The sequence below is a fragment of the Kitasatospora sp. NPDC002551 genome (assembly GCF_040296005.1).
GTDB lineage: Bacteria > Actinomycetota > Actinomycetes > Streptomycetales > Streptomycetaceae > Kitasatospora.
In genome coordinates this window covers 286,640-299,068 of sequence record NZ_JBEOWI010000003.1, presented here as the reverse complement: position 1 = coordinate 299,068, position 12,429 = coordinate 286,640, and the positions used below count along the sequence as shown (strand labels likewise).

Below are 12,429 nucleotides of genomic sequence, written 5' to 3'. Positions count from 1 at the left end.
GTCCGCTACGTCGAGGGAGCACCATGTACGGCTGGATCTGGCGTCACCTGCCGGGGAACACCCTGGTCAAGGCCGTCGTCTCGGTGCTCCTCGTGCTGGGGATCGTCTACCTCCTCTTCACCTACGTCTTCCCCTGGGCGGAACCGCTGCTCCCCTTCGGCGACGTCACAGTGGACGGAGACGGCGGCGACGGCGCCGTCGGCTGACCCGGAGGCCCCGCCCCCGCCCCAGTCCCCGCACCCCCCGGAGAACGCGCGCCCATGACCTCCCGGCCGACCCCGCCCCGCATCCTGGTCGTCGACAACTACGACAGCTTCGTCTTCAACCTGGTCCAGTACCTCTACCAGCTCGGCGCCACCTGCGAGGTGGTCCGCAACGACGAGGTGACCGTCGAGCACGCGGTGCGCCGCGACGGCGGCGCCGGCTTCGACGGGGTGCTGCTCTCCCCCGGCCCGGGCGCGCCCGAGGAGGCCGGCGTCTGCATCGAGATGGTGCACCACTGCGCGCGGATCGGACTGCCGGTCTTCGGCGTCTGCCTGGGCCTGCAGTCGATCGCGGTGGCCTACGGCGCCGTGGTCGGCCGGGCGCCCGAGCTGCTGCACGGCAAGACCTCGCCGGTCGAGCACGAGGACGGCGGGGTCTTCGCCGGCCTGCCCTCGCCGCTCACCGCGACCCGCTACCACTCGCTGGCGGTCGAACCCGCGACGGTGCCGGACGAGCTGGTGGTCACCGCCCGCACCGGGAGCGGCGTGATCATGGGGCTGCGGCACCGCGGCCTCGCGGTCGAGGGCGTGCAGTTCCACCCGGAGTCGGTGCTCACCGAGGGCGGCCACCGGATGCTCGCCAACTGGCTGGCCGAGTGCGGCGACCCGCAGGCCGTCGACCGGTCGGCCGGGCTCGCCCCGGTGATCGGCCGGGGCTGAGCGGCGTGACCGCGGTGCGTCCGGAGCAGCGCCACCAACCGGAGGCGGATCCGCAGGGCGGCGGCGCGTACCAGGGTGGTGCGCCGTACCAGCAGCAGTTCCCCCCGGGCGGTCCGTACGCGCAGCCGGCCGACCCCTACCAGCAGGGCCACCAGGGCCCGTACGCCCCGTACGCCGAGCCCGGGCAGCAGGTCCCGCCCGGGCCGTACCAGCAGGACCAGTACCAGCAGGGCCAGCAGGGCCAGTACCAGGGCTACGACCCGTACCAGGAGCAGCAGCTCCGGCGCGGCGGCCACATCCCCGCCCAGCCGGGCCCGGAGCAGGGCTGGGCGGCGCAGCAGCACGGCGCCGAGGACGGCTGGGGCGTCTACGAGCAGGCCGCGGCCCCCGTCGCGCCCGAGCGGGCCGAGGAGACGCTCCGGCTGCACCTGGAGAGCCCGGACGCGTTCGCGACGGAGCAGGCGGTGCTCGCCGCCGCCGAGACGGTCACCATGGACGCGCTGGGCGCCGAACCGGTCCCGCCCGCCACCGGTGGCCGGGCCGAGCGCCGCCGGGCCGCCCAGGGACGCGGACGGCGCCGCGCGGGCGGCCGGACCGCCGCCGCGGACCGGCCCCGGCCGAAGGAGTCGGCGGCGGTGGTCCTCGCCCGCTTCCTCGGCGAGCTGTGCATCACCCTCGGCCTGGTGATGCTGCTCTTCGTCTCCTACCAGCTCTGGTGGACCAACGTGCAGGCCGACGCGGCCGCCGACGGGGCCCGCAGCCAGCTGGAGGAGCAGTTCGACGCGGCCGCCCCGGCCCCGGCGGCGGGACAGCCGGCCCCGGATCCGGCCAAACCGGAGACCTTCGAGCCCGGCAAGGGCTTCGCGATCATCCACATGCCGAAGCTGGGCCAGAAGTTCCCGATCGCCGAGGGAACCGCCAAGGGCTCGGTGCTCGACAAGGGCCTGGTGGGGCACTACACCGGTACCGGGATGCCGGCCGACAAGGCGGGCAACTTCGCGCTGGCCGCGCACCGCAACACCCACGGTGAGCCGTTCCGGCGGATCAACCAGCTCGGCAAGGGCGACAAGATCGTGGTGGAGACCGCGACCGCGTACTACACCTACGAGGTCACCGGGGGAATCCCGGAGACCCCGCCGTCCAACGTGAGCGTGATCAAGCCGGTGCCGAACGGCGCCGGGTACAGCGGGCCGGGCCGGTACATCACGCTGACCACGTGCACGCCGGAGTTCAGCTCGAAGTACCGGCTGATCATCTTTGGGAAGATGACCGAGGAACGGCCGCGCGGCCAGGGCAAGCCGGCCGCCCTCACGGGAGGCTGACCGCGAGCGGGCGAGTAGCAAGGGGAGAGATGTGACTCAGGAGACCGAAGCGGTGGCCGAGGAGGCCTTCCCGCCGCCCGCCGAGCGGTCCGGGCACGGCACGGGGCCGCGGCGCGGGCGGGGGCGGGCGCTGGCCGTGCTGGGGGTCTTCGGCGAGCTGCTGATCACCCTCGGTCTGGTGCTCGGCCTGTTCGTCTCCTACTCGCTCTGGTGGACCGACGTGCTGGCGGACCGGTCCGCCGCCGCGGCCTCCGACCAGCTGCGCGACTCCTGGGCGGCCGGGGGACCGGCCGCTCCCCCGGCCGGCTCGCCCGCCGCCACCCCCGGCTCCCCGGGGACTCCGGGGGCCTCCGGCACCCAGGCACCCGGCGCCGGTCCGACCGCGGGCGCGGGTGCGGTCGGCACCGGGCAGACCCCCGCGACGGGCGAGGGCCTCGGCTTCCTGCACGTCCCCGCGATGGGCCGGGGCTACCAGGTGCTGATCCGGATGGGCACCGACGCGGACACCCTGGCCGAGGGCGTCGCCGGCGTCTACGAGCAGCCGTACCGCGCGGCGATGCCCTGGGACGAGTCCGGCAACTTCGCGCTGGCCGCCCACCGGGACGGGCACGGGGCGAAGTTCCACGACCTCGACGCCCTCCGCAAGGGCGACGCGGTCGTCGTCGAGACCCGGGACAAGTGGTACGTCTACCGGGTCGACAACACGCTCCCGGAGACCTCCAAGTTCGACACCGGCATCGTCGCCCCGGTGCCGAAGGGCTCGGGCTACACCGGGCCGGGCCGGTACATCACGCTGACCACCTGCACCCCGGTCTACACCTCGCGCTACCGGATGGCGGTCTGGGGGAGCCTGGTGCGGGTGGACGACGTGGACGCCAAGCGCACCCCGCCCGCCGAGCTGCGGCGCGGCTGAGGGCCGCCGGGGCCGCTCCAGGGGCCCCGCACGGGCCCGCCCGCCCCGTCCGGCCCCGCAGGCCGCGGGAAACGCCCGAGGGCCCGTCGACACGGTGTCGACGGGCCCTCGCGGCTGTCGGGGAACAACCCAGCCGGTCGGTCCGGCCCCGAGGGGCTCAGAACCAGGGGAACCAGGGCTTAGTTGTTGGGTCCCCCTTTGGTGTTCGTGGGGTTGGGGAATCCGGGGATCCCGGGAAGTGTGGGGGTTTCGTTCCCTTTCGGTGGGTCGACCGCCCTGGTCGTCAGCCCGACCGAGGTGCTCGGGTCCACCTGGGTCCCGGCGCCCGGGGCCGAGGAGACGACGATCGCGTTCGGGTCCTGCGGGCCCTGGACGACCATGTACTTCAGGCCCGCGCCTTCGAGCGTCTTGATGGCTTCCTTGAGCGTGACGTTCTGCAGCGGCGGGACGCTGACCTTCTCCTGCGCCTTGTAGATGGTCAGCGTGATCTTGGTGTTGGCCGGCTGCTTGCCGCCCGCCGGGCTCTGCGAGGCCACCGTGTTGACCTTGGCCGGGTCGTTGGTCGTCGCCGTCTTCGAGGCGTCCACCTGGAAGCCCGCGCCCTCCAGCGCGGCCTGCGCGGCCTCCTTCTGCTGGCCGACCACGCTCGGCACGTTGATCTTGGCCTTGCCCTGCGAGACGGTCAGCTTGACCAGCGCGGACGGGTCGGCGCTGCCGTTGTCCGGGGCCTGCGCGATGACCTGGTCCAGCGGGGCGTTGTCGTCGTCCTTGTACTCGGTGGTGACGTTGGCGAAGCCGGCGTCGCCGAGCGCCTTGATGGCCTGGTCCTTGGTCTTGCCGACGACACCCGGCACGGTGGCCTTGGCCGGGCCCGAGGACAGCTGCACGGTGATGGTGGCGGCCTCGGCCACCTGGGTGCCGGCCACCGGGGTCTGCGTGCAGACCTGGTCCTTCTTGACGTTGGTGTCCGGGCAGGCGATCTTCTCGCCCTCGGTCACCACCAGCTTGGGGCCGACCTGGGTGACGGCCGTCCTGGCCTCGGTCAGGGTCTTGCCGACCAGGCTGGGCGCCGTGAGCTTCGGGGCGTCCTTGGGGTCGTCGCCCTTCTTGTTGCTGAACATCGCCTGGGCGACGAAGAAGGTGCCGACCAGGACCAGCACGGCGGCGACCGCCAGCACGATCCAGGAGGTGTTGCTCTTCTTCGGCGGCTCCTCGGCGCGCCGGCCGCCGCGGCCGTAGCCGTCGTCGTAGCCGTCGTTGCCGCCGCCCTGGGCGCCGGCGTAGGTCTGGCCGTAGCCGTCGTCGTAACCGGCCTGGGGCTGGGCGGCGTAGCCGGCCGGGGCGGCCTGCGGCAGCACGGTGGTCGGACCGCCGGGGACCTGCTGCGGCAGCACGTTGGTCTGGCCGTACGGGTCGTGCTGCTGCGGGTAGCCGTTCTGGTCGTAGCCGTACCCGGCGGCGCCCATGCCGTAGGCGGCGGCCTGCTGGGCGGCGGCCACCGGCAGGCCGTCGAGGAAGCGCTCGATGTCGTCGCGCATCTCGTCGGCGGTCTGGTAGCGGTAGTCGCGGTCCTTGGCGAGCGCCTTGAGCACGATCGCGTCGACCTCGGGGCGCACCTCGGGGTCGAAGACGGACGGCGGCTGCGCCTCCTCCCGGACGTGCTGGTAGGCGACGGCCACGGGGGAGTCGCCGACGAACGGCGGGCGGACGGTGAGCAGCTCGTAGAGCAGGCAGCCGGTGGAGTAGAGGTCGGAGCGGGCGTCCACCTGCTCGCCCTTGGCCTGCTCCGGGGAGAGGTACTGGGCGGTGCCGATGACGGCGGAGGTCTGCGTCATCGTCATGCCGGCGTCGCCCATCGCGCGGGCGATGCCGAAGTCCATCACCTTGACGTTGCCCTGCCGGGTGAGCATGACGTTGGCGGGCTTGATGTCGCGGTGCACGATGCCGGCCCGGTGCGAGTACTCCAGGGCCTGCAGGATGCCGATGGTCATCTCCAGCGCCCGCTCCGGCAGCAGCCGGCGACCGGAGTGCAGCAGCTCGCGCAGGGTGGAGCCCTCGACGTACTCCATCACGATGTACGGGATGGAGATGCCGTCGATGTAGTCCTCGCCGGTGTCGTACACGGCGACGATCGCGGGATGGTTCAACGACGCCGCGGACTGCGCCTCGCGGCGGAATCGGGCCTGGAACGACGGATCACGGGCCATGTCGGCCCGGAGCGTCTTCACGGCGACGGAGCGGCCGAGCCGGGTGTCATGGGCGAGGTACACCTCGGCCATGCCGCCGCGTCCGAGGACGCCGCCGAGCTCGTACCTGCCGCCGAGGCGACGAGGCTCTTCCATAGTTCAGACCCTCTCCCTCACACGCCGGTGAGGTTGTGACGTAGGTGTCCCCGCACGCTCCGTGTGACGCCGTCCGGGCCCCGGGTGGTTCTGCGGTCAGGACCGTCCGGCACCGCGTGGACGGCAACGGGCACACCCGTTGCTGCGGATACGCTACCGGTCGGACCGCGCCGGACCCGAGTCGACCGCAGGCCGATACCAGACCGGTATGCGGACACGGCTCCCGATCGTGACTTATCCCTCACCGGTCGGCGCCCGTCGTCACTTGCCCAGGACGGCCTGCATCACCGACTTCGCGATCGGCGCGGCGAGCCGGCCGCCGCTGATGCCGTCGCGGTTGTTGGAGCCGTCCTCGACGACCACCGCGACCGCGACCGAGCGGCCGTCGGCGGCCTTGGCGTAGGAGGTGAACCAGGCGAACGGCAGGCCCGCGTTGCCCTCGCCGTGCTGGGCGGTACCGGTCTTCCCGCCGACGGTCAGGCCGGGGATCCTGGCGTTCCTGCCGGTGCCGTTCTCGACCACCGAGACCATGAGGTCCTGCAGCTTCTGCGCGGTGGCCGGGCTGACCGGCTGGGAGAACTGCTTCGGGTCGTGCTTGGAGATGGTGGTCAGCGAGGCGGAGCGCTCCTCCTCCACCAGGTAGGGCTGCATCAGGGTGCCGTTGTTGGCGATCGCCGCCGAGACCATCGCCATCTGCAGCGGGGTGGCCTGGGTGTCGTGCTGGCCGATCGAGTCCTGGGCGGTGCCGTCCGGGGTGGAGTTGGACGGGAAGACGCTCTTCTCGGAGCGGACCGGGGTGTCGATGGTGCTGTTGAAGCCGAACTTCTCGGCCTGCACCCGCATCTTGTCCTTGCCCAGGTCGGCGCCCATCTTGGCGAACACCGTGTTGCAGGACTGGTCCATGCCGGACTTGATGGTGGCGTTGCCGCACCTCTCCTGCTCGGACTCGTTCTTCAGCACGAAGTTGGTGCCCGGCAGGGTGTACGGGTCCGGCGTCTGGGTCTGGTCGTCGATGTTCTGGTACAGGCCGTTCTCGAACGCCGCCGCCGCGGTGACCAGCTTGAAGGTCGAGCCGGGCGGGTAGGTCTCGCGCAGCGCGCGGTTGAGCATCGGCTTGTTCGGGTCGGCGTTGAGGTCGGTCCAGGCCTTGGTGTCCGAGTCCTCGTTGCCGGCGAAGCTGGCCGGGTCGTAGGACGGCGTGGAGACCAGGGAGAGGATCGCGCCGGTCTTCGGGTCGAGGGCGACGACCGCGCCCTTCTTGTTGCCGAGCCCCTCGAAGGCGGCCTTCTGGGCCTTGGAGTTGATCGTGGTGACGACGTCGCCGCCGCGCTTCTGCTCGCCGGTCAGCATGTCCAGGGTGTTGCGGAAGAACAGCCGGTCGTCGCTGCCGGAGAGGATGCCGTCCTCCAGCTGCTCCAGCTGGCTGGAACCGAAGGCCTGCGAGGAGTAGCCGGTCACCGGGGCGTACATCTGGGGGTCGGTCCAGGAGCGCTTGTACTTGTAGCGCAGGCCGTTCACGAAGGTGGACTGGGTGATCGGCTGGCCGTCGACCACGATGTTGCCGCGCGGGTAGGCGTAGCGGTCGTAGACCTGGCGCTTGTTGTACTTGTTGCTCGCCCAGGCGTCGGCCTGCACGCCCTGGATCCAGTTGGTGCGCACCATGAGGGCCAGGACCAGCACGAGGCAGAAGATCGAGACCCGGCGGATCGGCTTGTTCACGAGGCGGTGCCCCCCTGGATCTCGGGTGTGGGGGTGTGTTCCACCCCGGGACGGCGGGCGTTGTCGCTGATCTTCAGCAGGATCGCGACGAGCGCCCAGTTGGCGACCACGGAGGAGCCGCCCTGGGCGAGGAAGGGCATGGTCATACCGGTCAGCGGGATCAGGCCGGTGACACCGCCGGCGACCACGAAGACCTGCAGCGCCATCGCCGAGGAGAGGCCGACGGCGAGGAGCTTGCCGAACGGGTCGCGGGCGGCGACCGCGGTGCGCAGGCCGCGCTGGATCAGCAGGGCGTACAGCATGAAGATCGCCATCATGCCGGTGAGGCCGAGCTCCTCGCCGAAGGAGCCGAGGATGAAGTCGCTCTTGGCGGCGAAGCCGATCAGCCAGGACCGGCCCTGACCGAGGCCGGAGCCGGTCACCCCGCCGGAGCCGAAGGACATCAGCGCCTGGCCGATCTGCTCGGTGGCATACCCGGGGGCCTTCGGTTCGAAGGCGGCCATCGGGTTGAGCCAGGCGTCGATGCGGGTCTTCACGTGGCTGGTGGTGGAGGCCACCGCGACCGCGCCGCCGACCGACATCAGCAGGCCGACGACGATCCAGCTGGTCCGCTCGGTGGCGACGTAGAGCATCACCACGAAGAGGCCGAAGTACAGGAACGAGGAGCCGAGGTCGTTCTCGAAGATCAGGATGAGCAGGCTGAGCAGCCAGATCACGATGATCGGGCCGAGGTCGCGCCCGCGCGGCAGGTACAGGCCCATGAACCGGCGGCTGGCCAGCGCCAGGGCGTCCCGCTTCACCATCAGGTAGCCGGCGAAGAACACGGTCAGGATGATCTTGGCGAACTCACCGGGCTGGATCGAGAAGGCGCCCATCCGGATCCAGATCTTGGCGCCGAAGTCCTCCTTGCGCTCTGGGAAGAACGCCGGCGCGGCGAGCAGCACCAGGGCCACCGCCATCGAGATGTAGGTGTAGCGCTGGAGGACCCGGTGGTCCTTCAGGAAGACCATCACCGCGATGAAGAGGGCGATGCCCAGGCCCGACCACATCAGCTGGTTGGCGGCGGCCGGGTAGTTGCTCTTCAGCAGCGGGCCGGCCTTGTCGAGCCGCCAGATCATCACCACGCCGAGCCCGTTCAGCAGGGTGGCGATGGGCAGCATCAGCGGGTCCGCGTACGGCGCGAACTTCCGCATCAGCAGGTGGGCGATCAGGGCCAGCGCGCCCATGCCGAGGCCGTAGCCGAGCATGCCGGCCGGCAGCGAGCCGTCCATCGCCAGGCCCACGTTGGCGTACGCCAGGACCGGCAGCGCCACGGCGAAGGCGAGCATCGCCAGCTCGGTGTTGCGGCGGTTCGGGGTCGCCTGCGGCGAGATGGTGGTGTTGCGGCGCCGCCGCGAGGACGCGCGGTCGGCCGGCACGCCGGCATCCCGGCGGTTGGCGTCGCTGCTCACATCGAAGGTACTCACGATCAAGCCGCTCCCTGACGGCCGGCGGGCCCGCTCGGAGCGGGCCCGGGTCGGGGCACGGCCGTCACGGCTTCGGGCAGGAGTCGGCGCGCTGCCGCTCCTCGTCGGTCAGGCCCGGCAGGTCGCCCTGCGGGGCCGCGGGGGCCGCCGGGGCCACGGCGCCCTGGCCGGGCGTGGCGGCCGGGGTGGTGGCGACGGCGGTCGGGGTGGGCGTGGGGACGCCGGCGGCCGGGGCGCGGCCGGTGGCGGTCGGGCTGGGCGCGGTGGTGGCCGTCACGAACCCGGCGTGCGTCGCCACCGTCCCGGCGGCCTGCTGGGCCGGCTGCTGGCCGGGCACCGGGGCGGTGCCCTGGGCGGCCGGGTTGGCGGCGGCGGCCCGGACGTCGGCGACCTTCTTGCAGAGCGCGGCCTGCTCGCCGAGCTTGCGCACCTTGTCGTCGGCGTCGCCGAGGCTGCTCGCCGAGATGGTGTTGGTCACGTGGGTGCGCTGGTCCTGCGGGAGGTACTTGAGTTCGATGTCCTTGTACGGGGTGTGCACCGAGGACAGGCTCAGTCCGGCCAGGCTCTGGTTGACGCCCTGGTAGACGGCGACGTGGTCGCCCTCGGCGCCGACGTAGTACTGGCTCTGGGTCCACTGGTAGCCGAGGAAGCCGCCCGCGCCGAGCAGGCCCACGGTGACCAGGCCGACCAGCGAGAAGGTCAGCGCCCGGTTCCTGCGCTTCCTGCGGGGCACCCCGTCGTCGAAGTCCTCGGTCCCGTAGGCCGCCGGATCGGTGCCGCCGCGGCCCTCCGGATAGCCCTCGGCCGGCCCGAAGCCGCCCTGGCCGTCCGGGTGGCCGGCGCCGAAGCCCTCGGCGGGGCCGAAGGCGCCCTGCGGGCCGCGGCCCAGTCCGGCGGCGCGGCCGGCCGGGGTGTCCGCGATCGAGCGGTCGGCGGCGGTCGAGGACGGCGGGGTCTCGGCGACCGCGCCGACCACCACCGGCACGTCGTTGAACTGGCCGCTCAGGGTGTCCGTGGCGCCGACGTCCAGGACGTCCGCCACGATGCAGGTGATGTTGTCCGGGCCGCCGCCGCGCAGGGCGAGCTGGATCAGCTCCTGCACGGTCTGCTCGGGCGAGTAGAAGCTGCCCAGGGTGTCCTGGAGGGTCTGGTGGCTGACCGGGCCGGAGAGGCCGTCGGAGCAGATCAGGTAGCGGTCGCCGGCCCGGACCTCGCGGATCGACAGGTCGGGCTCGACCTGGCCCCGGCCGTCCAGGGCGCGCATCAGCAGCGAGCGCTGCGGGTGGGTCTCCGCCTCCTCGGGCGTGATCCGGCCCTCGTCGACCAGCCGCTGCACCCAGGTGTGGTCCTGGGTGATCTGGACCAGCGCGCCGTCCCGCAGCAGGTAGGCCCGGGAGTCGCCGACGTGCACCAGGCCCATCCGCTGGCCGGTCCAGAGCATCGCGGTGAGGGTGCAGCCCATGCCTTCGAGCTGCGGGTCCTCCTCGACCATCTGGCGGAGCCGGTCGTTGGCGCCCTGGACCGCGTCGCCGAGCAGGGTCAGCAGGTCGGCGCCCGGTACGTCCTCGTCCAGCCGGACGATCGATCCGAGCACCTCGGAGGACGCGACCTCACCGGCCGCCGCGCCGCCCATGCCGTCGGCCACGGCCAGCAGCCGCGGGCCGGCATAGCCGGAGTCCTCGTTCCCCTCCCGGATCAGTCCCTTGTGGGAGCCGGCGGCGAAGCGCAGCACCAGGGTCATGCGACCTGTGCCCCCCTCTGGGTCATGGACGGGATGCTGTCCCTCATGCGCTACTACTTCCGCAGTTCGATGACGGTCCTGCCGATACGGATCGGCGTGCCCGGCTGGAGCGGGGTCGGCGCGGTCAGGCGCTGACGGTCCAGATAGGTGCCGTTGGTGGAGCCTAGATCCTCCACCGTCCACTGCCCAGTCTGGTCGGGATAGATCCTGGCATGCCGGGAGGACGCGTAGTCGTCGTCCAGCACGATGGTGGAGTCGTGGGCGCGGCCCAGGGTGATGGTCTGGCCCTGCAGCGCGACGGTGGTGCCGGCCAGCGAGCCCGCGACCACGACGAGCTGGGTCGGGGCGCCGCGGCGGCGCCCGCCGCCCTGGGTCGCCGGACCGCCGGCGGGCGGCTGGCCCTGCGGGGCTCGCCCGGCGGAGGGGCCGGGGGCGGTCGCGGTCGCGCCGCCGCCCCGGCGGGAGGCCCGCGGGTTCACCCGCGTGCCGAACAGGTCGCTGCGGATCACCTGGACCGCGACGATCACGAACAGCCACAGCACGGCCAGGAAACCCAGCCGCATGACCGTGAGGGTCAGTTCTGACATAACCGCGCCCGCTCTACCCTTCGACCTGTCGGTAGACGATGGTGGTGGAGCCCACGACGATTCGAGAGCCGTCGCGGAGCGTAGCGCGCTGGGTGTGCTGCCCGTCCACCACGATGCCGTTGGTGGACCCGAGGTCCAGCACCATCGAGGGGGTGCCGGGCCGGATCTCGGCGTGCTTGCGGGAGACTCCGGGGTCGTCGATGCGGACGTCGGCCTCGGTGGAGCGGCCGAGCACGCAGGCGTTTCCGGAGATCTGGTGGCGGGCGCCGTTGACCTCGATCCAGCGGCGGACCGAGGTGCCGTGCCCGGCGCCCGGGAACGGGCGCACGTTGCCGCCGGCCGGGGCGGGCGGGCCGGGGGGCATGGCCGGGGGCGCGGCGGGCGGCGGGGGCGCGCCGTACGGGGCGGCGCCGGGCTGCTGCCACGGCGCGCCGGGGGCCGGTGCGGCCGGCGGGCGCCCGTAGCCGGGCTGGGTCGGCTGGGGGGCCTGCTGCTGCGGCTCCTCGGCGGCGAGGGTGCGGCTGCGCACCCGGTACAGGCCGGTGTCGAGGTCCTCGGCCTTCTCCAGGTTCACCTGGAGCGGGCCCATGAAGCTGTAGCGCTGGGCCTCCGCGTACTCGCGCACCATGCCGGCCAGCTCGTTGCCCAGCTGCCCGGAGTAGGGGCTCAGCCGCTCGTAGTCGTGCGGGCTGAGCTCGACGATGAAGTCGTTGGGCACGACGGTGCGGTCGCGGTTCCAGATGCTCGCGTTGTTGTCGCACTCGCGCTGCAGCGCACCGGCGATCTCCACGGGCTGGACCTCGGACTTGAACACCTTGGCGAAGGTGCCGTTGACGAGACCCTCAAGTCGCTGCTCGAACTTCTTCAGCACTCCCATGGGGCACCCCCTTCCAGGGTTCGTTCGCCTGCCTGCCGACCGGTCTCCGGGGAGCCGATCGTGCCTACTTGCGGTACTTCCGTACTGATCGTATCCACGCCGGGGCCATCCGTACGGTTCCCGGACCACGTGGTGCCCGGGGGTGTGCTCGGACACACAGGGTGACGCATCCGGGCGGCAACATGCCAGGGCCTCCCGCCCGGCGGGCCCGCCGCCCTTCGCCCGCCTGTTCGCCGGGCATCCGTTCGGATGCGCTCGGCCGCCCCGGGAACGGATTCGGAGGTGAGCCGCAGGTCGTGCTACTGTTTTCCATGTCGGAAGGGGCGCCCACCGGGTGGCCCGATCGAAGAACCGCGAAGGCCACATGGTACCGAGCGGATCGGCTGATCACCCGGCAAGCAGGGAAAACACCCATGCGCGGGTGGCGGAATAGGCAGACGCGCTGGATTCAGGTTCCAGTGCCCGAAAGGGCGTGGGGGTTCAACTCCCCCCTCGCGCACAGCGAAGCCCCGCAGATCTTCGGATCTGCGGGGCTTTCT

General features: G+C 72.2%; 10 protein-coding genes and 1 tRNA gene. 5 read left to right on the top strand and 6 right to left on the bottom strand.

Going from position 1 to position 12,429, the window contains the following annotated elements; genetic code table 11:
- Positions 1 to 23: 23 nt before the first annotated feature.
- From ABT093_RS05285 to ABT093_RS05270, 4 genes are read left to right on the top strand one after another with little or no spacing between them, the layout of a single operon-like run.
- A complete protein-coding gene (locus ABT093_RS05285) occupies positions 24 to 206 on the top strand; it encodes a hypothetical protein (RefSeq protein ID WP_350560556.1) in 183 nt (60 codons plus the stop codon).
- Between the two features lie 54 nt (positions 207 to 260).
- Positions 261 to 923: an aminodeoxychorismate/anthranilate synthase component II gene (locus tag ABT093_RS05280; RefSeq protein WP_350560554.1), complete on the top strand. Its 663-nt coding sequence runs from the start codon at positions 261 to 263 to the stop codon at positions 921 to 923.
- Between the two features lie 5 nt (positions 924 to 928).
- On the top strand, positions 929 to 2,245 hold the full coding sequence (locus tag ABT093_RS05275; protein ID WP_350560552.1) for a class E sortase: 1,317 nt from the start codon (positions 929 to 931) through the stop codon (positions 2,243 to 2,245).
- 31 nt (positions 2,246 to 2,276) lie between these two features.
- A complete protein-coding gene (locus tag ABT093_RS05270) occupies positions 2,277 to 3,158 on the top strand; it encodes a class E sortase (RefSeq protein ID WP_502884125.1) in 882 nt (293 codons plus the stop codon).
- Positions 3,159 to 3,337: 179 nt separating this feature from the next.
- Here the strand turns inward: ABT093_RS05270 and pknB are convergent, their stop codons facing one another.
- From pknB to ABT093_RS05240, 6 genes are all read right to left on the bottom strand, one after another.
- The gene (pknB, locus tag ABT093_RS05265) at positions 3,338 to 5,500 is read right to left on the bottom strand and encodes a Stk1 family PASTA domain-containing Ser/Thr kinase (protein ID WP_350560550.1); all 2,163 of its coding nucleotides are present in this window, start codon (positions 5,498 to 5,500) and stop codon (positions 3,338 to 3,340) included.
- A 261-nt stretch (positions 5,501 to 5,761) separates the two neighbouring features.
- Entirely contained in the window at positions 5,762 to 7,219 is a 1,458-nt protein-coding gene (locus ABT093_RS05260) for a peptidoglycan D,D-transpeptidase FtsI family protein (RefSeq protein ID WP_350560548.1), read from the bottom strand.
- Entirely contained in the window at positions 7,216 to 8,637 is a 1,422-nt protein-coding gene (locus ABT093_RS05255; RefSeq protein WP_502884132.1) for an FtsW/RodA/SpoVE family cell cycle protein, read from the bottom strand. Before ABT093_RS05255 ends, ABT093_RS05260 begins: the two co-directional genes overlap by 4 nt.
- Before the next feature lie 112 nt (positions 8,638 to 8,749).
- On the bottom strand, positions 8,750 to 10,426 hold the full coding sequence (locus tag ABT093_RS05250) for a PP2C family protein-serine/threonine phosphatase (protein ID WP_350560546.1): 1,677 nt from the start codon (positions 10,424 to 10,426) through the stop codon (positions 8,750 to 8,752).
- Between the two features lie 53 nt (positions 10,427 to 10,479).
- Positions 10,480 to 11,013 (bottom strand): FHA domain-containing protein FhaB/FipA, encoded by a 534-nt coding sequence (locus tag ABT093_RS05245; protein WP_350560544.1) that lies wholly within the window; start codon positions 11,011 to 11,013, stop codon positions 10,480 to 10,482.
- Between the two features lie 13 nt (positions 11,014 to 11,026).
- Positions 11,027 to 11,890: an FHA domain-containing protein gene (locus ABT093_RS05240; protein WP_350560542.1), complete on the bottom strand. Its 864-nt coding sequence runs from the start codon at positions 11,888 to 11,890 to the stop codon at positions 11,027 to 11,029.
- 415 nt (positions 11,891 to 12,305) lie between these two features.
- Between ABT093_RS05240 and ABT093_RS05235 the strand changes: the two genes are divergently transcribed.
- Positions 12,306 to 12,389: transfer RNA gene (locus ABT093_RS05235), tRNA-Leu, on the top strand.
- The last annotated feature ends 40 nt before the right edge of the window (positions 12,390 to 12,429 follow it).